The 20,803-nt window shown below is 41.9% G+C and carries 21 protein-coding genes and 1 pseudogene; 5 read left to right on the top strand and 17 right to left on the bottom strand.

What is annotated here, in order from left to right; translation table 11 throughout:
• Positions 1-294 precede the first annotated feature (294 nt).
• From pyk to HMPREF1154_RS07600, 6 genes are all read right to left on the bottom strand, one after another.
• On the bottom strand, positions 295-1,731 hold the full coding sequence (pyk, locus tag HMPREF1154_RS07625; protein WP_009641950.1) for a pyruvate kinase: 1,437 nt from the start codon (positions 1,729-1,731) through the stop codon (positions 295-297).
• A gap of 13 nt (positions 1,732-1,744) precedes the next feature.
• Positions 1,745-2,224: an IPExxxVDY family protein gene (locus HMPREF1154_RS07620; RefSeq protein WP_009641968.1), complete on the bottom strand. Its 480-nt coding sequence runs from the start codon at positions 2,222-2,224 to the stop codon at positions 1,745-1,747.
• An 18-nt stretch (positions 2,225-2,242) separates the two neighbouring features.
• A complete protein-coding gene (locus HMPREF1154_RS07615) occupies positions 2,243-2,683 on the bottom strand; it encodes a deoxycytidylate deaminase (protein ID WP_009641966.1) in 441 nt (146 codons plus the stop codon).
• A gap of 61 nt (positions 2,684-2,744) precedes the next feature.
• A complete protein-coding gene (locus HMPREF1154_RS07610) occupies positions 2,745-3,599 on the bottom strand; it encodes a DUF4240 domain-containing protein (protein ID WP_009642009.1) in 855 nt (284 codons plus the stop codon).
• Positions 3,600-3,630: 31 nt separating this feature from the next.
• Entirely contained in the window at positions 3,631-4,149 is a 519-nt protein-coding gene (locus HMPREF1154_RS07605) for a YfiT family bacillithiol transferase (RefSeq protein ID WP_009642002.1), read from the bottom strand.
• A 3-nt stretch (positions 4,150-4,152) separates the two neighbouring features.
• Complete coding sequence (locus HMPREF1154_RS07600) at positions 4,153-4,638, bottom strand: hypothetical protein (RefSeq protein ID WP_232211985.1); 486 nt, start codon at positions 4,636-4,638, stop codon at positions 4,153-4,155.
• Positions 4,639-4,786: 148 nt separating this feature from the next.
• On the opposite strand from HMPREF1154_RS07600, the gene lysA reads away from it, so the two are divergent.
• Positions 4,787-5,992: a diaminopimelate decarboxylase gene (gene lysA, locus HMPREF1154_RS07595; RefSeq protein WP_009641998.1), complete on the top strand. Its 1,206-nt coding sequence runs from the start codon at positions 4,787-4,789 to the stop codon at positions 5,990-5,992.
• Positions 5,993-6,056: 64 nt separating this feature from the next.
• Here lysA and rplT read toward each other — a convergent pair whose 3' ends face one another.
• From rplT to thrS, 4 genes are all read right to left on the bottom strand, one after another.
• Positions 6,057-6,401, bottom strand: coding sequence for a 50S ribosomal protein L20 (gene rplT / locus HMPREF1154_RS07590; protein ID WP_016419247.1), 345 nt, complete (start codon positions 6,399-6,401; stop codon positions 6,057-6,059).
• Positions 6,402-6,490: 89 nt separating this feature from the next.
• Positions 6,491-6,688 carry a 50S ribosomal protein L35 gene (rpmI, locus tag HMPREF1154_RS07585; RefSeq protein ID WP_009641953.1) on the bottom strand — a complete coding sequence of 66 codons (198 nt, stop codon included), beginning with the start codon at positions 6,686-6,688 and terminating at the stop codon, positions 6,491-6,493.
• Between the two features lie 41 nt (positions 6,689-6,729).
• Complete coding sequence (gene infC, locus HMPREF1154_RS07580; protein WP_074698849.1) at positions 6,730-7,281, bottom strand: translation initiation factor IF-3; 552 nt, start codon at positions 7,279-7,281, stop codon at positions 6,730-6,732.
• Between the two features lie 17 nt (positions 7,282-7,298).
• Positions 7,299-9,248, bottom strand: coding sequence for a threonine--tRNA ligase (gene thrS / locus HMPREF1154_RS07575; RefSeq protein WP_009641956.1), 1,950 nt, complete (start codon positions 9,246-9,248; stop codon positions 7,299-7,301).
• Positions 9,249-9,394: 146 nt separating this feature from the next.
• On the opposite strand from thrS, the gene HMPREF1154_RS07570 reads away from it, so the two are divergent.
• Together HMPREF1154_RS07570 and HMPREF1154_RS07565 are read left to right on the top strand one after the other, a co-directional pair.
• The gene (locus HMPREF1154_RS07570) at positions 9,395-9,706 is read left to right on the top strand and encodes a DUF721 domain-containing protein (RefSeq protein ID WP_016419245.1); all 312 of its coding nucleotides are present in this window, start codon (positions 9,395-9,397) and stop codon (positions 9,704-9,706) included.
• Positions 9,707-9,722: 16 nt separating this feature from the next.
• Positions 9,723-10,889, top strand: a complete 1,167-nt coding sequence (locus HMPREF1154_RS07565; protein WP_009641947.1) for a MalY/PatB family protein — start codon at positions 9,723-9,725, stop codon at positions 10,887-10,889.
• Between the two features lie 46 nt (positions 10,890-10,935).
• Here the strand turns inward: HMPREF1154_RS07565 and mltG are convergent, their stop codons facing one another.
• From mltG to HMPREF1154_RS07550, 3 genes and pseudogenes are all read right to left on the bottom strand, one after another.
• Positions 10,936-11,982 carry an endolytic transglycosylase MltG gene (gene mltG / locus HMPREF1154_RS07560; protein ID WP_009642013.1) on the bottom strand — a complete coding sequence of 349 codons (1,047 nt, stop codon included), beginning with the start codon at positions 11,980-11,982 and terminating at the stop codon, positions 10,936-10,938.
• 13 nt (positions 11,983-11,995) lie between these two features.
• Positions 11,996-12,910: pseudogene (locus tag HMPREF1154_RS13735) on the bottom strand (DUF4421 family protein).
• Positions 12,911-12,970: 60 nt separating this feature from the next.
• Positions 12,971-14,569, bottom strand: coding sequence for a hypothetical protein (locus HMPREF1154_RS07550; RefSeq protein WP_009642008.1), 1,599 nt, complete (start codon positions 14,567-14,569; stop codon positions 12,971-12,973).
• A gap of 164 nt (positions 14,570-14,733) precedes the next feature.
• Here HMPREF1154_RS07550 and hutH point away from each other — a divergent pair, with 164 nt between their 5' ends.
• Both hutH and lnt read left to right on the top strand, forming a co-directional pair.
• Entirely contained in the window at positions 14,734-16,251 is a 1,518-nt protein-coding gene (hutH, locus tag HMPREF1154_RS07545) for an HAL/PAL/TAL family ammonia-lyase (protein ID WP_009641976.1), read from the top strand.
• A gap of 23 nt (positions 16,252-16,274) precedes the next feature.
• Complete coding sequence (gene lnt, locus HMPREF1154_RS07540) at positions 16,275-17,864, top strand: apolipoprotein N-acyltransferase (protein WP_009641973.1); 1,590 nt, start codon at positions 16,275-16,277, stop codon at positions 17,862-17,864.
• Here the strand turns inward: lnt and HMPREF1154_RS07535 are convergent, their stop codons facing one another.
• The 4 genes from HMPREF1154_RS07535 to HMPREF1154_RS07520 form a co-directional block, all read right to left on the bottom strand.
• A complete protein-coding gene (locus HMPREF1154_RS07535) occupies positions 17,865-18,584 on the bottom strand; it encodes a head GIN domain-containing protein (RefSeq protein WP_009641970.1) in 720 nt (239 codons plus the stop codon).
• Positions 18,585-18,606: 22 nt separating this feature from the next.
• Positions 18,607-18,882, bottom strand: coding sequence for a chaperone modulator CbpM (locus HMPREF1154_RS07530; RefSeq protein ID WP_009641964.1), 276 nt, complete (start codon positions 18,880-18,882; stop codon positions 18,607-18,609).
• Entirely contained in the window at positions 18,866-19,780 is a 915-nt protein-coding gene (locus HMPREF1154_RS07525) for a DnaJ C-terminal domain-containing protein (protein ID WP_009641965.1), read from the bottom strand. Before HMPREF1154_RS07525 ends, HMPREF1154_RS07530 begins: the two co-directional genes overlap by 17 nt.
• Positions 19,781-19,959: 179 nt before the next feature.
• Positions 19,960-20,799, bottom strand: coding sequence for a hypothetical protein (locus HMPREF1154_RS07520; RefSeq protein ID WP_009641982.1), 840 nt, complete (start codon positions 20,797-20,799; stop codon positions 19,960-19,962).
• Between the last annotated feature and the right edge of the window lie 4 nt (positions 20,800-20,803).

Here is a 20,803-nt window from a genome sequence, read left to right as displayed (position 1 = left end):
CAATAGTGGTCAGTGATTAGTGGTCAGTGGTTAGTGATTAGATGTGTTAAAATTTTAACTTGTATAAACAATTGTTTTTTCAAAGAAAAAATATTATCGAAGAGATTATATCTATTTTTGAAGATTGTATAAAAAATCACTATTTTTTGAGTTTTTAAAGATTTAGGAGATAGGTTTTCAGCTAAATTGCTGAATACAGATGGCAATGCTATAGCATAAGGAAGGCTGTCTGAAAAAATCTTCAGACAGCCTCCCTGATTATAAATTAGGAATTTACTTTTCTTTATTCATTTTTTATGCTAATATCTGCGTAGCACGAACCGTATTCACGCGGCCTTGGTAACTGATCGGCATGGCGCTAAGGCTAATGACGATGTCGCCTACTTGTACGTGTCCCTCGCGGGTGGCAATACGGTTGATGTCCTCTATCGTCTCATCGGTGGATACGTAACGGTCGTAGTAGTAGGTGGTTACCCCCCATAACAGACTCAGCTTGGTGAGTAGGCGTCGGTTGGAGGAGAAGACCAAGATATGAGCACTTGGGCGTAAGGCAGATACCTGAAATGCCGTATAACCACTACCAGTAAGGGTGGAAATGATCTTGGCATCCATATCGTCGGCTAGTTTGGCAGCACTCAAGCAGATAGACTGAGTGACAAAACGTTCATTGCCTTCACGTACAGGTGGGATACGAGGTACATTGATAAAATTGGAATCCTCTACACTGTTGATAATGCTAGACATTCGTTCGATGACCTGTACTGGATATTTCCCTGTGGAGGTCTCGGCGGAGAGCATCACCGCATCGGCTCCGTCTATGATAGAGTTGGCTACATCGTTGACCTCGGCACGGGTAGGAGTAAGGCTCTCTATCATGGTCTCCATCATCTGGGTGGCGATAATCACAGGAATACGTGCTTCTTTGGCCTTGCGTACCAATTCTTTTTGGCGTAGTGGCACCTCATGTGCTGGCGTCTCCACAGCCAAGTCGCCACGAGCGACCATGAGTCCTTGGCAATTGGCGATGATCTCATCTATATTGGCCAATGCCTCTGGTTTTTCTATCTTGGCAATGATCGGAATCTCCTCAGTGGTATGTGCTTTGATGAGTTTTTTAAGGTCTTCTATGTCTTTGGCATGGCGCACAAAGGAAAGAGCAATCCAATCTACCTCTTGTTCTATGGCGAAGATGGCATCCTTGATATCCTTTTCAGTAAGAGCTGGTAGGGAGATGTTGGTATTAGGTAGGTTTACTCCTTTTTTGGACTTGAGTACCCCTCCTTGTAGCACTTTGGCCACTACAGTATCTTTTTCATTGGTAGATACCACTTCAAAGATGAGCTTACCATCGTCCAAAAGTACTCTTTCGCCGGCTTTCACATCGAGAGGGAACTGGGTATAGTTCATATAGGCGCGCTCCTTATTCCCTACGAAAGGCTCTCCTGTAACGAAAGAGATTTGGTCGCCATTCTCTACCACTACATCGTCCTCCATGACACCTACACGCAGTTTAGGGCCTTGTAAGTCACCTAAGAGGGCTACATGAGTATTGAGTTCCTCCTGTATGGCGCGTACTTGAGCGATGCGTTGTTTCACCTCCTCATAGTTTGCATGAGAGAAGTTGATACGGAATACATTCACGCCCGCTAGGATCATACTTTTGAGAATTTCAGGGCTATCGGTAGCAGGCCCTAAGGTAGCTACTATTTTTGTTTTTTTTCGTCCTATCATACTATATAAATTTTTAAAATATTAATTTTGCTTTGATTTCATTGAGTTTTCTCTGCTCCTTATAGGTAAGCTTGCCTTCTGGAAACAGTGGTATTTCATAGGCAAGATCTATAAAATATTGCGCTTTCAATAAAGACACATAATCCTGGCTTTGCTCACAAGGGTTGATTCTAAGGAAGTAATCCACTTGGGGTAGCTCTTTGATAAATAACTGATATGCTTCCACTTGTGTAAATAGCCCTACAGAGGTCATTGTGCGTACTCTATTGGCTATTAGGTGCCATTCTGCTTCCTGCTCATAGGAAAAAGAAAAAAGGGCAAAGAGGGCATCGGAATCCTTATCATATAAGTCATTGATGGCACGCCTGAGGCGAATATCCAGTATTTTATTCAGCCAATAAGCCAATTTGCATGGCTCAAATCGGGTATGCAGCGCAATAAGGCATTCCCCTTCTTGGTATTGCTCAAAGTCCCATTCAAGTACTAAGGCCATGGCTAAAGAAAAAACAAGTTATTGATAGGTTTCATCATGTGCTGTCTGGGGCAAATGCACGATCTCCACGCCCGCCTTCTGCAGGAACTCTAAGCCACTGGTATCCCTATAGGCTTCCTTGTACACCACACGGATGATGCCCGACTGGTGTATGAGTTTGCTGCATTCCTTGCAGGGTGACATGGTGATATAGAGGGTTGCTCCTGCGCAAGACTGGGTGGAGGCTGCTACCTTGAGAATGGCATTGGCCTCAGCATGAAGTACATACCACAGGGTTTCCCCTTGGGCATCCTCGCAGCAATTGTCAAAGCCTGTGGGGGTACCATTGTAACCGTCGGAGATAATCATACGGTCTTTGACAATGATAGCACCTACTTGCTTGCGCTGGCTATAGGAGAGTTTTGCCCACTCCTGTGCCATACGCATATAGGCTCTGTCGTATCTTTCTTGTTTTTCCATATCTGGTGGCAAAGGTACTACTTTTTAAAGAATATCACTATTTTATTAAAGAATTTATTTACTAACGGATAGGCATAATTTCAGCCACTAATTTGGGGTACATCTTCTGTAGCGCTGCCCCACTTTCAGGCTCTCTGTCCATAGCAAATTCGCCAAAGTCATAATTCAGCTCAGGCCACTTTTCATTTGCTGTATCGCGAATGATATCCTCATCACTATCAGGGCGCACTTCTTGATTGGCCGCATCGGCTACGTAGAGGAGATCCTCTGCCCAAGTCTCTGCTATATCAAAATGGTATTTGCCTGAGACAAAGGATTCTATATCCTTGGTGATATCCTCATAGAATTCCTTGCCCTTGAGTAGCAGCCAACAACGGAAATAGAGGAAACCATCGTCGGAGATAAAGCCATCAAAGCTATAGGTATCCCCCTCTTTCTCGTACTCGTTGCCAAGAATGATATAGAGTTCGGCTATAGGAGCAGTATAAAGGGAAATTAGTTTCTGTTCTAAGGTTTTTTGAAAGAGAAGTAACTTTTCCTCACTATATTTGGCCAGATAAGTAGTAAGTTTCTCTATATGTTCGTCCAAGTCATAGGCTTCCCTGTCTTTTTTGTTGTATTTGTAGCTCTTTTCTATAGCTTCCCAGAAGAAATAATCGGCTTTTTCTTCTTCGGAGTACTCTTTTCTCTCAGGAGCGGCTTCGCCCTCCTTGAGTTCGGTATAGCCTTTTTTGAGTTTTTGGAGGATTAGCTTTTCGCTTTCTTGAGCACATTGGTCAGCTGTAGCAAATTCTTTTACGGCTTCTCGCCCTGCGGTACCTGTTTTCCCATAAACAACAGTTTGGGTAGTACCCTCAAAATCAATATCCCAAAACTTATCCGATTTGGCATCTTGATAAATAAATCTTCTTTTCATTTGTATAAGTTATTAGTTGTTAGTGATTATTTTAAGTTTTTTTAGCCAACTCAATATGGGCTAAATGGTGCTTGCCATGCCACACACTCTTGGCTATTTCCTGCTTTATAGACACTTTTTGCCCACTCTGTGGATGTTGGTAAGTCTTTTCGAAATCCTCTGGAGCGAGAGCTCTTAGGAGCTTCCACCAGCGCCAATGTACTCCATTTATGATATACAAAGAAGGTGCTATATAAAAGTCTCTTGCCTCAGGAAGCTCTGCCCACAAGGTTTCTTCGTAGGGTTTTACGATAGGATTTTCTTCCGTTAGGGCAAGCTTACAACGAATAAAGCTATTCATATTCACATCGGCTAAGTGATGTACTATCTGGGCTATTGTCCAGCCTCCTTCTCTATAGGTAAGGTTGAGTATATTAGGCGGACATTGTTTTACCGCTTCTTCTAACAAATAAGGAAAGCGCCTAAGCTCTTCTATATAAGTGTTTATGTGCTTCTGAGTAATTTCTTTAGGAAGCTCAAAAGCACCTATAGGGTATTTTATAGAATCCATAAGTTAGGTATTATCAGCATTGGTCTTTGATTCTTCTATGGAGTTAGCGGAGATGGTCATTAGCCCTCCTGCCAAGAGCAATGCTACAAAGACAAACAAACATATTCCTTTTCCATCTATTGTATAGAGGAATACCACCGCTTGAATGATCTCCATACAATAGCGCCGATCATGCTCAGGACAGAGAACATAAGTAGCTCCCATCATGGTAAACCAAAAGGTAGTGATGTAAAAAACGGAAATAAGCACTACCCCTAAGATAAAGTTCTTGAGCCTGCTATAGAGGTGGAATTTTACCTTTTGTCCCACAAAATAAGCCAATACAAAAGTAGGTATATAAAGGGCTGTAATGACTGCATAGGTACGTATAGCCCCCATTGCTGTAACGTAAGTATTTGACTTTGGGTTTATTACATAGTGCATAAAAAGACAAAAGAGCACAAACTCTACCAACAAAGACAGCAATATATACTTAGTAGAGGTCTTCATAATAGGATTAACTTTGTGCAAATATACGAAATAATGAGCAATGATGAATCACTAATGAGTAATTTTTTTAAATCTTTTACCCATTACCTTTTACTTTTTACTTTAAAATTGTATCTTTGTCCCGATAAACCCATTAACCCCTATTCCTATGGAAGTCAAAGATTTACTTTCTGTAGTACATACCTATGGAAGTCCTGTGTATGTGTACGATGCTAACAAAATCAGCGCTCAGTATGAGCGACTTACCAAGGCTTTTGCCGCTGTGCCCAGCCTTAGAATCAACTATGCGATGAAAGCACTATCCAATGTCTCTATTCTTAAGCTTATGCGAAAGCTAGGGGCAGGCTTGGATACGGTTTCTATACAGGAAGTCAAGCTAGGCCTGCATGCGGGTTTTGCCCCCGAACAGATTATCTTCACTCCCAATGGGGTTTCTATGGAGGAGATCGAGGAGGCTGCTTCTCTGGGAGTACAGCTTAATATAGACAATCTTTCCATCTTGGAACAATTCGGTAGTAAGCACCCACAGATACCTGTATGTATTCGTATCAATCCACATGTCATGGCTGGGGGCAACTCCAAGATTTCAGTAGGGCATATAGATAGTAAGTTCGGTATCAGTATTCACCAAATACCTCACATTCTGCGTATTGTGGAAAATACTAAGATGCACATCAATGGGATTCACATGCACACAGGTAGCGATATTTTGGATATAGATGTGTTCCTCTATGCTGCTGAAATTCTTTTTGATACGGCCAAGCACTTTAGGGAACTGAAGTTTATTGACTTTGGTAGTGGCTTTAAGGTGCCCTACAAAGAAGGTGATATTCAGACAGATATAGAGGAGCTGGGAGAGAAGCTCAGCCAGCGCTTCTTGGAATTCTGCAAGCTCTATGGGAGGAACCTGACCTTGGCTTTTGAGCCTGGGAAATTTTTGGTCAGTGAAGCAGGCTTTTTCTTGGTGAAAGTCAATGTCGTCAAGCAAACTACCTCTACTGTTTTTGCACAAATTGATTCGGGTTTCAATCACCTGATTCGCCCTATGTTCTACGGGGCTACTCACTTTATAGAAAACATCTCTAACCCAGAGGGAAAGAAGCGTTTTTACTCGGTGGTGGGCTACATCTGTGAGACAGATACTTTTGCCTCCAACCGACAAATTGCCGAAATCTCCGAGGGGGATATCCTCTGTTTTAGGAATGCAGGTGCCTACTGCTACACCATGGCCAGCAACTACAACTCACGCCCTCGCCCAGCGGAAGTTCTCTGGATAGATGGGCAAGCCAAGCTCATACGCAAGGCAGAAACCCTTGAGGACTTACTGCGCAACCAAGTAGAGATTGACCTATAATATTAAAAAGGCTATCCTTTTGTAGGATAGCCTTTTACTAACAGATATTTCTTTGATTAAACGTCTATTTTACTTTTTCTACAATTGCTTTGAAAGCCTCTGGGTGGTTTAGGGCTAAGTCTGCAAGAACTTTACGGTTAAGTTCTATATTATTAGCTTTAAGAGCTCCCATAAACTTAGAATAAGACAATCCATAAGGACGAACCCCAGCATTGATACGAACGATCCACAAGGCGCGGAAGGTTCTTTTCTTATTGCGACGGTCTCTGTAAGCATATACTAACGCTTTTTCAACCGCGTTCTTGGCAACTGTCCAAACGTTCTTTCTACGGCCAAAGTAACCTTTGGCTTGTTTCATTATTTTTTTTCTACGCGCTCTACGCGCAACTGCGTTTACTGATCTTGGCATAAATTTCTAATTTTTTTTTGTAGTAGGCGACTTTACGTTCTTTTTGAGCCATACTCCAAGGTGAGACAATTAATTTACCTTAGAAACAATTATTTTAAACCTAATTGTTTCTTTACGCTTGCCTCGTCATTGGTATGAACAAGGGTAGCGTGTGTAAGAGCTAACTTACGTTTTTTAGCTTTTTTAGTCAAGATGTGACTTTTGAAAGCGTGCTTTCTTTTGATTTTACCAGAGCCCGTTAGTTTGAAACGTTTTTTAGCGCTGGATTTAGTTTTAATCTTTGGCATTTGTTACTTAAAAATTAATGATGAAATATCTGTTATCTTTTTTATTTTTTCTTCACCGGAGCGATGAACATAGTCATACGCTTTCCTTCGAGTTTTGGCATCTGCTCTACCTTTCCGAACTCTTCCAAATCCACTGCCAAGCGTAGCAATAGCTCCTGACCTTGGTCTTTGTAGACGATAGAACGCCCCTTGAAGAACACATAAGCCTTCACCTTAGCCCCCTCTTTGAGGAACTTCTCACCATGTTTCTTTTTGAACTCATAATCATGGTCATCGGTTTGAGGGCCGAAGCGTATTTCCTTGATTTCCACTTTAGTAGCCTTGGCCTTTAACTCCTTGGCACGTTTTTTCTGTTCGTAGAGGAACTTTTTGTAATCTACGATTTTACATACAGGAGGTTGGGCATTGGGAGAGATTTCTACCAAATCCAATTCCAATTCTTCAGCCAGCTTTAAGGCTTCTTTTGTAGGATATACACCTGTTTCCACGTTATCTCCTACCAAACGCACTTCGGGAACGCGTATATCTCGGTTCACGCGGTGTGAGGTCTTTTCGTCACTTGTGCTCTTCGTGTTGGGTACTCTCGTATTAATGGCTATTGTGTTTTAAGTTAAACTTCTGTTGAGAAAGGTTTTATATTCTTGTTGATCTCTTCTTGTATTAGGGTGATGAAATCGGCTATTTTCATAGTACCCAAGTCCTCTCCCCCGTGGCGACGTACCGAAAGGGTGCCATTCTTTTCCTCTTCCTCCCCTACAATAAGCATATAAGGGTATTTCTGAGTCTCTGCTTCGCGTATCTTCTTACCAATGGTCTCATTGCGGTTATCTACATGAGGACGCAAATCAGCTTCTTGTAAAAGTTGGGCTACCTTTTGGGCATAACCCTCGTATTTCTCGCTAAGAGAAAGGATATTGACCTGTTCTGGTACCAACCAAAGAGGCAAGTTACCAGCGGTGTGTTCGAGCAAAATGGCCACAAAGCGCTCCATACTACCAAACGGTGCACGATGAATCATCACAGGGCGGTGTAGCTCATTATCGGCTCCCTTATACCACAAGTCAAAGCGTTCAGGTAGGTTATAATCCACTTGAATGGTTCCCAGCTGCCAGCTTCTACCAAGGGCATCTTTCACCATAAAGTCAAGCTTAGGGCCATAGAAAGCCGCTTCGCCTGTTTCTATCACATAAGTAAGGTTCTTTTCCTTAGCAGCATTGATAATCGCATTCTCAGCCTTTGCCCAATTCTCATCGGAACCTATGTACTTGGAGAGGTTCTCAGGATCGCGCAAGGATACCTGAGCGGTAAAGTTGTCAAAGCCCAAGGAACCAAACACATAGAGTACTAAGTCTATCACATGCTTGAACTCAGCATCAAGCTGTTCTGGTGTACAGAAGATATGCGCATCGTCCTGAGTGAAGCAGCGCACACGAGTGAGTCCATGCAATTCCCCACTCTGCTCGTAGCGGTATACGGTACCGAACTCGGCAAAGCGCTTAGGCAAGTCCTTGTAGCTCCATGGGTGAGAGTTATAGATCTCACAGTGGTGCGGACAGTTCATCGGTTTGAGCAAATATTCCTCACCTTCGTTCGGGGTAGCTATTGGTTGGAAACTATCCTTACCATATTTCTCCCAGTGGCCTGAGGTTACATATAAGTTCTTATGACCAATATGCGGAGTTACTACTTGTTCGTAACCTGCTTGTTTCTGTGCTTTGCGCAAGAAGGCTTCCAATCGCTCTCTGAGTGCTGCTCCTTTAGGTAACCACAAGGGTAATCCTTGTCCTACCTTGTTGGAAAAAGTAAAGAGTTCCAACTCCTTACCGAGCTTGCGGTGGTCGCGCTTTTTGGCCTCTTCCAAAAGAGTGAGGTATTCGGTCAGATCCTTTTGTTTAGGGAAGGAGATCCCATACACACGTGTAAGCTGTGGATTGTTCTCATTGCCACGCCAGTAAGCTCCTGCTACGCTAAGGATTTTTACCGCTTTTACAAAGCCTGTATTGGGCAAGTGCCCTCCCCTACATAGGTCGGTGAAGGTACTATGATCACAGAAAGTGATAGTGCCGTCTTCTAAGGCTTCAATAAGTTCTGTTTTGTATTCGTTCTTTCCCTCATAGTAAGAGAGGGCTTCGGCCTTACTCACAGGGCGCATCTTGAACTCATGCTTGCCACGAGCAATCTCCAGCATCTTGGCCTCTATGGCAGGGAAATCTTTGTCTGTTATTGTATTTCCGTTGAAATCCACATCATAATAGAACCCATTGGCAATAGCAGGGCCTATGGTAAGCTTGATATTGGGGTAAAGTTCCTCCAAAGCTTGGGCTAAGATATGGGCGGAAGAGTGCCAAAAGGCCTTCTTTCCTTCGGGAGTGTCCCAAGTATATAACACTAAACTACCGTCCGTGGTAAGGGGCGTGGCTGTCTCAATTGTTTTACCATTGAAGCTGGCCGATATTACATTACGTGCCAAGCCTTCACTAATACTTTGAGCTACTTCAGCTGGGGTTGTTCCCTTCTTATATTCCTTGACAGAACCGTCAGGCAGTGTAATTTTTATCATTGGTGTAATAGTTGTTAAAAAACTCGGCAAAAATAAGGCTTTTTTTGGTAGTATCCAAATTTTTTCGCAGTTTTTTCTTGGGCTGTATTTTTGTGTTGTTTTCTTTCCCTTTGTCAAAAAATATCACTACCTTTGTAAACAAAAAAATGAGCCATTATACTACAAGATATAATAGTGAAACTTCCTTGAAAGACGTCATCTTGGCGATCTTCAAGCGATACCGCCTGAACTATGGGATTGACAAAGTACGTGTCAAAGAGGCTTGGGTGGAGGTCGTAGGGGCGCCCATCGTGAAATATACCGTGAGTGTACGCCTACAAGGCAGCAAGCTGTATGTTACCCTGAACAATACCGGCCTTCGGGAGGATTTAAACTATGGGAAAAGCAAACTGGTGACCATGCTTAACGAATACCTACAGAAGGAGGTAGTCAAGGACATTGTCTTTTTAGTAGCTTAGAAAACATCTTTAACCTATGAAATATAATTTTGACGAGATTATTGACCGAAGAGGTACCGATGCGCTAAAATTGGAGGCGCTGCTCCCTCGCTGGGGGCGTGAGGACTTGATTCCTATGTGGGTGGCCGATATGGACTTTAGAACCCCGCCTTTCATTGTAGAGGTCATAAAGAAACGTATAGAATGTGAGATCTTTGGCTATACTGAAAAGCCCCATGCTTGGTATCAGTCCATTATAGATTGGCAACAAAGGCGTCACCAGTGGGCAATTACCAAAGAGATGATTTCTTTCGTCCCTGGGGTGGTGCCTGCCATCGTAATGGCTGTGGAGGCTTTCACCCAAGTAGGTGACCCTGTACTTATCCAACCACCTGTATATTACCCTTTTGCAGCTGCAATCCGTAATACAGGGCGCAAGGTAGTTACCAATCCCCTACTGCTCAAGGACGAACAATATCAGATTGATTTTGAGGATTTTGAAGAAAAAGCAAAGACCTGCAAACTCTTTATCCTCTGCAATCCTCACAACCCTGGAGGGCGCGTATGGACTAAGGACGAGTTAGAGCGATTGGCCTCTATTTGCCTCAAGCATAAAGTCTTGATGATTTCCGATGAGATTCATGCCGACCTGACTCTTCCCCCCTACCAACATACACCTTTGGCAACCCTTTCCAAGGAAGTAGCCGAAAGTTGTGTTACCTTCTCTTCGGCCAGCAAAACTTTCAATATGGCGGGATTGGCCAGCGCTTATGCTGTTATCCCAAATGCTGAAGTAAGAAAGAAATTCTTGGACAAAACAGTAGGCTACATGCTCACTGACGGGAATGTATTTGCTTTCCAAACCACAGTAGCTGCCTATGAGCAAGGCGAAGAATGGCTCAGCCAACTCTTGAGCTACATACAAGGAAATATCAACTACCTTACCCAATATATTGACCAGCACCTGCCTAAGGTAAAATATATAGTCCCTCAAGCCTCTTACTTGGTGTTCTTGGATTTCAGAGAGTTAGGGCTTTCTCAAAAAGAATTGGTCTCCCTCTGTACCAATCAGGCACACTTGGCCTTGGTAGATGGTAGTGTATTCGGCAAGGAAGGTACTGGCTTTATGCGTATCAACTTGGCCTCCCCTCGCTCTGTGATTGAAAAAGCAGCACAGCAGTTGTTAGCGGTTAGTGGTCAGTAGTTAGTGGTTAGTGGTCAGTAGTTAGTAGTTAGTGGTTAGTGATTAGTCACTTGTCATTAGTCATTAACCTCTTGTCTAACCACTTCCTATAGGCTTGGCGGTTCTTGTTGTGTTCTTGTAGGGTGCGGGCAAACTTGTGGTAGCCAATACGTGCCGTATCGGCTACAAAAAAAAGATACTCATGCTCCTTGGGGGATAGTACCGCCTCTATAGAAGAAATATCAGGCATAGCAATAGGTGCAGGCGGCAAGCCCTGAATCTGATAAGTGTTGTAGGGCGAGGCTATCTGTGTGTCCTTGATATACACCCGCTTGATGATGGTATCATAGTTGCCTGTAGTCTCCTTGATCGCATAAACCACGGTAGGGTCGGCCTGTAGGGGCATTCGCTCCTTTAGCCGATTGAGATACACCCCTGCTATGGTAGGCCTTTCATCAGTCATATAGGTTTCTTTCTGAACGATAGAGGCCAATATCATCACCTGCTCAGGGGTTAGCCCTTGAGCAGTTGCTTTTTCACGTCTTTTTTCATTCCAAAAGGCTTTGTATTCCTTCTGCATTCGCTCAGCAAACGCCTTGGCCGAGGTATCCCAATAGAACTCATAGGTATTGGGTATAAAGTGTCCCAATATATTAAGAGAGTCTGTCCCACTTTCGGCAAGGAAAGAAGGATTGAGGAAAGCATTCATTAGGGAAGTGCTATCGGCCTCAATCTCCTTAGAGATACGTTGTGCTAAGAGAGGTAGGCGGTCTTGGTTATTGAAAGAAACTTTCACAGGCTGGCTCAGATTCCTAAGCATACGTACCAGCTGTAGGTTATTCATTCCCTTGCGAATCACATAGCGACCTGCACGTACATGCTCGGTGTATTTCATAGCGCGAGCTACACAATAAAAGGTCGTCGGGTTGGAAAGTCCTGTATAGAGTTTCTCGGAGATATAGGAATAATCACTCCCTGAGGGGATATAGAATACCCTTTGCTGCTCCTGAAAGGAAGTATTGGGGTAAAATAATATGTAATAACCCACTCCTGCAATGGCCAATATGCCTATAAGGAAAGTAATGGCTATTATTTTAAAGATTTTTTTTATCATTTCTTATCAGTTGTTATCTTATATGTCGGGTAATTGTAAATTGTGTGGTAGGAGCAAGCAAGGCAAAAGATTGTGCATTAGGTGCATAGACCATTTTGTTATTAAATATTCCTGTAAGGGCAAACGACCAATCCTCACGATTGTAATTCAGGGTAAGCCTACCGATACTCGCAGGATAAGCCCTTAGGTTATGCCAGGCTAAAACTTCCGAATTGTTACCAAAATTCACCCCTGCTGATACCATACCCGCGAGCAACCAGCGGGGAGAGACCACCCACGAATAGGCATAGCCTATATTAGCTCCCATTTGGTAGTTATCAAAAGCCTTAGGAAGGCTCTGCTGCTGAGAAGCATCTGGCACAATCTTATGCTAATAGAATCCACTACCTAAGAGTAGACTCCCAGCCGACTTGATCTGCCTTTCACTCTGCTCGAAGGCAGCACGTAAGGAAAATCGTTTGTTACACAACACATAAGTCCCATCAAGCCCCCACCTTTTTACAGTAAGGTTTGGGAAAAGGGTATATACTTTCTTTCCATCTTGTTTCCTCTGGGTAAAAAAGCCTCGGTAATCTTGGTAATAGCCGTCTAAGAGTAGCTTCTTGCCGTATTTGTGCATTTGGAAATCAGTAATGGAGGAAGACAAATCTGTATCCGTTTTTAAAGGGAATACACTGAAAGATACCAATAGATTCATACCTATAATCTTACGCAAGCCCACCCCTACTCCTATGTTCTGAGGATAAGTGGGATTATAGATTTTTTTGTCATGTAAGATCGTAAGCATCTTATTAGGAATAAAAGCCTTTACCCACCACTTATGAGGATATTCTTGTACGTATAGCGTATCCTTATCTTGTGCTATTGCAAAAGTTATATTTAATATTACAAAAAAGAATGTGGTTATCTGTATTATTGTATACCTCATTCTATTTTTAAGTAACCATCTGTCCATTTATTGTAAAAATAGGATTAGAGTAAAACGCTTTTAGTGTTCTATGAGAGTACTGTTCTTAGTGTCAAATATATAATTAGGAATCATTACATAAGGATCAAAGTTGTCCTCTGTAATAAAAAATTCTTCTATATGATTGAGATAACGATCCCCAAAACTACTAAAATTAGCATCAAGAGAGATTGTTTTAAGTACTTTTCCGTTAATCATATAATCCATTACAATCTTTTTATCCTTTACTTTGTAGTAATATTCTATACTTTCGTCCCATCTGTTTTTTAGCTTGATACTTCCCTGTTGCAATATTTTATTTTTTATACTTCCTTTATTTATTTCTTTACCATTTTCATACTGTTTGAAATCTATAACAGTATTTTCATCATCTGAATTGGCATTTTCAGTTCTTGTAATGGTATATATATAAGATTTTTCGCCTTTTTCATTATATATTTCGGCTTTCATTTGACCATCTTTTTGTTTTTCCTTATAATACCTAAGTATATTATTCTCGTCTATCTGTTTAAGAGCTACAAATTCTCCAGCTTTGTAGAGTACATAACTATCATTTTCCTCCAAATCATTGTAGAGATAGCCACTATAGCAAGCCCCCTCTTTGAAAAGCAATTCTCCCTTGGTTGTTTTATCCTTATTATAATAAGTAATCTTATCTATGTCATGATGGATACTATAGTCGGTTTGCTGTTTGATATTTCCATTTTTGTAGTAAACAATACTTTGTTCTATATGCCCCAACTTATACACAATTTTCTCTTCCAATAGTCCCTCTTCGTCCAAGCTATAGGCTGTACCTTGGTAAGGTTCGCCATATTTGTAAGTAAGTTCGCTCATTTTTTTTCCTTTTGCATCATAGAAAGTAATTGTTGTATTCTTTTTGTCCTCTTTTCTACGTGAAAATAGCTTTCCTGAGCGATAATATACCTTATCCTCCACAATATTTCCTACTGCATCCCATTGGGTAATTGCTTTTACTTGTGCAGGTGTATGATAGTACTCTACTTCTATGCCTGCTTGAGCTTCATTTCCTTTTATATAACGAGAGCCTATGAGTTTTCCCCTTTCATCATAGTATTTTAGTAATACATTGTCCTCTCCCTCATAGAAACTCTCTATTCTTGCCTTTTTTAAATCCTCTTCAAACTGTATTCTTTTCTTTACCTTCGCATTTTCCTGATAATACACTACATTAAATTCTTTTTTCCCCTTCACATAAGCATTATCAGCATAATTATAGGTCTCTATATAAGTATCCTCTCCTGTTTTGTTATAGAATGTATTTATACGTCCCTTGGGATCATACACTTTGTAAGAGAGATTTCCATTTTCCTCCTCTCCTTGTATTTCTATCTTACCATCTTCAAAATAAAAAGAAAACTTGCCTATAAGCTCCTCTATACTTCTAAAGTCCTTTTTAGTAGCATAAGCGTCCATTTGGAGTTTTCCGTCCAAGAAAAAATCCTTTACATGATAGCGTCCGTCCTTTTCAGAGATGACCCGATAAAGTTTGGCCTTGTCCTTAGTTGTAGTATTGCCCTCACTATCTATATACATCTTTTCCTGTGTCCAAGAACAAAGCGGTAAAAGATATAAAAATAAAAGCCATAGCTTCTTCATTTGGTTACAATTATCCTATTGAAAGGGCAAATGTACAAAAAAGTTTTGAGTGCTGTGTTTGGAAAACTGAGTTTTTTTGTCCCTAAAAATAAATCCTTTACTCCCCTTGCAAAATAGCCTATTATTCCTTAATTTTGCTGCTGTTTGTAAAAGAACTTAAAGCAATGGGACAACATGCCAACTCTTTTGAAGATTTTATCAATGTCATCTTCAACCATAAAAAAGTAGAAATCTCCCCTGAAACCGAAAAAATCGTAAGTGATAGCTATCACTTCCTAAAGGAATTCTCCAAGAATAAGGTTATATATGGAGTAAATACAGGCTTTGGCCCCATGGCACAGTACCGAATAGAGGATAAAGACCAATTGGCCTTACAATATAACATCATCCGTAGCCATTCTTCAGGCATGGGTGCTTATTTCTCTCCCGAAATCGTAAAATCGGCCATTCTATGTAGGCTTCATACGCTTTCATTAGGAAAATCAGGCGTACACCCTTCCCTCATTCACCTAATGAAAGAGCTTATCAATAGGGACATCACCCCCTTAATCTTCCAGCATGGGAGCGTAGGTGCCAGTGGAGACTTGGTACAGTTAGCCCATTTGGCCTTAGTGCTAATCGGTGAAGGAGAAGTCTTCTACAAAGGGAAAAGACGCCCTACCCAAGAGGTTTTTGCCGAAGAAGGACTCTCACCCTTGAAGATTCACCTGCGTGAGGGAATCGCTCTGATGAATGGTACCTCGGTAATGACTGGTATTGCAGCGGTTAATATCCATTATGCACAGCTGCTACTGGACTGGTCTGTGAAGCTCTCTGTGGCCATCAACGAATTAGTACAGACCTATGACGACCATTTTTCCCAAGAGCTTAATGCTGCTAAAAAGCACCGTGGGCAACAGCTTATCGCCCAGAGAATGCGTAACTACTTAGTGGACAGTCAGCTAACCAAAAAGCGCAGTGAACACCTATATAAGGGCGAACATAAGGAAACTGTCTTCAAGGAAAAGGTACAAGAATACTATTCTCTCAGATGTCTTCCCCAAATCCTAGGGCCTATATATGACACTATTGATTATGCAAAGGAAGTAGTAACCCATGAGTTCAACTCGGCAAGTGATAATCCTATTACCGACCTCAAATCCCAACAAGTATATCATGGAGGAAATTTCCACGGGGATTATATCTCCCTAGAGATGGACAAACTCAAGATAGCTATTACCCGACTGTGTATGCTCTGTGAGCGACAGCTGAACTATCTGCTTAACCCAAAAATCAATGAAATCCTACCCGCCTTTGTCAATGCTGGAAAATTAGGATTCAACTTCGGTATGCAGGGAATACAATTCACCGCTACCTCTACCACTGCTGAAAACCAAACACTTTCTTTCCCTATGTACGTGCATAGTATCCCCAATAACAATGATAATCAAGATATTGTAAGCATGGGTACCAATGCCGCAACTATTACTCACAAGGTCATAGAAAACACCTTTGAAGTGATGACCATAGAAGCCATCACAATAGCACAAGCTATTGATATTCTGGGATATAAAGACAAACTCTCTACCACTACCAAGCTATGGTATGAGCAGCTACGCTCTCTTATCCCCTTCTTCAGGGAGGACATCACGCCCTACCCCTATTTGGAAAAGGTAAAAACATTCCTAAAGTCTCATTCTTAAAAAAGATATTTTTCTCAACTGACATGAAGCATCTCCTTTTAGCCCTTCTTTCAGGCATCTTATTAGCCATCGCTTGGCCTACTTATGGTATTTCCTTGTTTGTTTTTGTCGCTTGGGTACCCTTACTGTTAGTAGAATACCAGTTACGCAGCAGGGGAAAAGCGTCCAAGGGAAAGGTGTTCCTCCTCTCGTATCTTAGCTTTCTTCTGTGGAATACTCTCACCACTTGGTGGATATGGAACTCCACAGTGGTGGGGGCGCTCTTTGCCCTTTTGGTCAATAGCCTGCTGATGAGTCTGGTTTTCCTTATTTATCACTTGGTAGCAAAGCGAAATACGGCAAAAGTAAGTAGTATCTTCCTCATTACCATATGGATAGCCTTTGAGAAATTCCATCACCATTGGGATTTTTCTTGGCCTTGGCTCTCTTTAGGAAATGTCTTTTCTGAAAATATCACTTGGATACAATGGTACGAATATACGGGAATTTTCGGCGGAAGCCTTTGGGTGCTACTGGTCAATATACTACTATTTCACACGTTACGCCTCCTCTTAGAGACAAAGGATAAAAGATTGTTTTACAAGCGTATAGCCAAAATAAGTCTGCTAGTATTACTGCCTATAGCGCTCTCTTGGGGCATATATATTAGCTATAAGGAAAGAGGCACCCCTATAGAGGTGGTTGCTCTGCAACCCAATATAGACCCCTATGAGGAGAAATACAGCCTTTCCAATGAGGAAACTATAGCACTATTGCTTACCCTTGCCAAGGAAGGCGTTACTGAAAACACCCACTTTGTGCTCACTCCTGAGACGGTCATCTCGCAAGGCGTCTACCGATTAGAGGATATATCACAAAGCAAGGAGTTACCCCCCTTACATACATTCTTAGAAGCACATCCACAGCTCAATTGGATAATGGGAGCTGCTATCTACGAGGTAGTTACAGACAAAAGTAAGATAGCCCCACAAACCAACTATAACCCTGTACAGAACTATTGGTTCAATGACTATAATAGTGCCTTTCTGCTCAACTCCTTTGGGATTATGGGCTTTCACCACAAGTCAAAATTAGTTGTTGGGGTAGAGAATATGCCCCTGCAATCTCTCTTAAAACCTATCTTAGGAGATATCATGATAGACCTAGGGGGAACAGTTGCGGTAAAGACTACCCAAAAGACCCCCAGTGTGCTAAGCTCCTTAGCCGAGCAGAAGGTAGCTCCTGTGATTTGTTACGAATCTATCTATGGAGAATATGTAGGCAAATATGTAAAGCAAGGCGCTCAATTCTTAGGCGTCCTAACCAATGATGCTTGGTGGGGGGATACCCAAGGATACAAACAACTGCTAAGCTATACGCGCCTAAGAGCCATAGAGACCCGCAAGAGTATAGCCCGAAGTGCTAATACAGGTATTTCCGCCTTTATCTCCCAACGTGGGGAAATCATCAGCTCCTTGGATTATGGAAAAAAAGGTGCGCTAAGGGGTACTGTTTTGGCCAATAATGAGCTGACCACTTATGTACGTTATGGAGATTACATAGCACGCCTTAGTATCTTTGTCAGTGTAGGGATTTTGCTGATTTCCTTTCTAAAGAAGCGCAGTGAAGTATAGTTATAGGTATCTTACCCTACCACTACCTTTGGTTTGCACATCTATCTTTTTAGGATTTCCTTTGACAGTAATATCCCCTGAGCCTCGGATATCTGCTGAAAGCTGTTCGGTAACAAAGAGATCCACATCGCCAGAGCCTCTAATAGAAGCGGTTGCTTGCTTGGCCTGAAGTGCATCACCATCAAAGTCGCCACTGCCTGCTATGTCTACACTAAGATCTTGGGTGGTTCCTTTGATTTTGATATCACCACTACCTTTAACAGAAAAAGATAGAGACTCAGCCTGTAAAGAGAGCAGCATATCACCACTGCCCAAAACCTTGCAAGAGAGGTTCTTAACCTGCAATTGTTCATGAGAACTGATATCACCTGAACCATGTACAGCAATTTCTATTAGCGAGTCATCTACAGGAATACAAATCTCCAACTTTTTTGTAAATTGGTACGCGAAATCGGGCGACATTTTCACTGTAAGCACTCCGCTAGACACCTCTGTTATCACATAAGGCGCCATATTCTGAGAGGCCTTAATAGTAATATTCCCTACTTGGCCATGTGTAAGTACTAGATCTGCCCCACATTCCAGCCTGATTTGAGTGTAAGCGGGGAGTTTTCTTTCCTCTGAAATAACTAGGCTATCTCCCTTAACCACTGGCAGAGAGCGACCACAGCCTGCTAGTAGTAACAAGCAGGCACATAGAAAAGCGATTTTTTTCATCATTAGATTTTTGATTTTTGGGTTGTTATTTTCTTCTTAGTTTTTGGTTTTCTTCTTGTAAGACCCTTATCCGCTCCAAAAGGCGATGGATAATCTGGATACTAGGGACATTGATCTCAAGGTCATAGTGCCAATTGACAAAGCGCTCAAGTGCTGGTAGCTGGTCATAATGTACATAGGTTACCCTATCAATAACCTCTGTCTTTATCAATCCATTATCCACTAAGGCATTGAAGAAAGACGATTTGATCTTATAGAGCCTAATGACTTTAGTCTTTGATATTTTAAGCGGTTGTTCCATTTGCTTGTAATTTACGCATTTGTTCGAGAAGTTCTTTTTGCTTATCAGTCAACCCCTTAGGGAGTTCTACATTGTAAGTGACGAACAAGTCACCGAAGGTACCTCCTTTGTATACAGGGAAGCCCTTACCCTTGAGCCTTACGGTAGTGCCTGGTTGGGTTTCGGGTTTTACCTTTAGCTTCACTTTTCCCGAAAGGGTAGAGACTTGCACCTCTCCTCCGAGAATGGCTGTATACATATCAATAGTAACTTTCGTTTTCAGATCGTTGCCTATTCGCTCAAAGGTAGGGTCTGGCAATATCTGGAAGGTGATATACAAATCACCATTAGGCCCCCCATTGACTCCTTCACCTCCATAGCCTTTGAGTTTTATCTGCTGGTTATTTTGAATACCCGCAGGCAGGGTAATACGAATGGTCTTTCCATTAACTGTAAGGGTTCTGGGCTGGGTAGTTGCGGCATCTCTGAGGGAAAGGGTCAGTTCCGTCTGTAGGTCTTGCCCCTTGAACTTTCCGTAAGCCGAGCCATAATTTCCTCTTCCAAAACCAGCCTCTTGGCCAAATATCTCCTTGAAGAAGTCTGAAAAATCACTAGCATTGGTATAAGTAGCGCTTTCAAAACCATTACCGAAAGGGTTTCTGCCCTGTCTTTGAGCATTTTCAAAAGCTTCACTCTGTTGCCAATCCTTACCGTACTTATCGTATTTAGCCCTATTCTTGGAATTACCTAAGACCTCATACGCCTCATTGATCTGCTTGAATCGCTCTTCGGCTGTCTTATCATTAGGATTCATATCAGGGTGGTAGAGGCGGGCAAGTTGCCTATAAGCCTTCTTAATATCTTTAGAAGAAGCGGATTTATCTACGCCTAAAACCTTATAATAATCAATATATGCCATCGGGTTGTAGTGTATTAAACATTCTTTTTACAATGATACAAATGTAATGCAAATTAATGAATTAACCTAAATCAACGTAAAAAAATTAAAAAAGTCTTTTATATGATACATTTACAAAAAAAACAAATTGAAACACATAGTCTTTCTAAAATAAAAAACTAAGAAAAACCGTTTTCACTCTATTCTCCTAACTTGAAACGAATAGAGAGAAAACCTATCTGCGTTTGGGGAGCTTTCTCATCGGCATTGAAGCGATAGGTCATAGCCGATTTTCTAGCAGCATCGAGCAGGCAAGGAGCCTTGTTAGTTGTACCTTTTTCTCCTGCTTTGGCACGAACGACCTTACCTGAGCGATCCACTTCAATCTGGACAACGACCATGCCTGATTCGTTACAATCTTGGTAGACTTTCTCCCCACTTATGTACTTACGACCATTAAGTCCCCAGCCCTTACCGCTGCCTTGCCCTGAACCCTCGCTACTATCTCCGTAAAAACTGCTAGCATAGGGATTCCCTTTGGGATCACCCTTGTAGCCTGGTGTGTTATCATCGCCCTGAGAGCCATTACCAGTACCTGACTGAGGCTGCTTGGTAGAAGCATTTAAAACACTTGAAAGCGCATCGGTGGTAGAAGCAGCTAGCTTCTGCGGTTTCTTAGGGTTAGGCTTGGTCTCCTTAGGTATTTCCTTCTTTTTTTTCACCTCTTCCTTAGGTAGCACCACGGTTTCCTCCTCTGTATTGTCCTGAGCAAGTACAGGCTCCTGAGTGGGGGTTTCCTGTGTTTTTGTAGCCTCTTCTACAGGCTGTTCTGCTGCTACGGCCGTCTGGGTAGGCTTAGGAGGATTAATTTCCCCCATCCCCATCTTATCTGTTCCAAAAGTGATGGAAATTCCCTCCTGCTCTTCAGGGATAATAATAGCATTGGTAAGTTTCGCTACAAGTAACACTAAGACAATTAAAATCATAATTACCAGCGTAATAGCGAAAGACTTCTGCTTATGCACTGTGTTTAATATCATAAAA

This window comes from Capnocytophaga sp. CM59 (assembly GCF_000293175.1).
In the GTDB taxonomy this organism is placed as follows: Bacteria; Bacteroidota; Bacteroidia; order Flavobacteriales; family Flavobacteriaceae; genus Capnocytophaga; species Capnocytophaga granulosa.
This window is presented reverse-complemented; position numbering and strand designations above follow the sequence as displayed.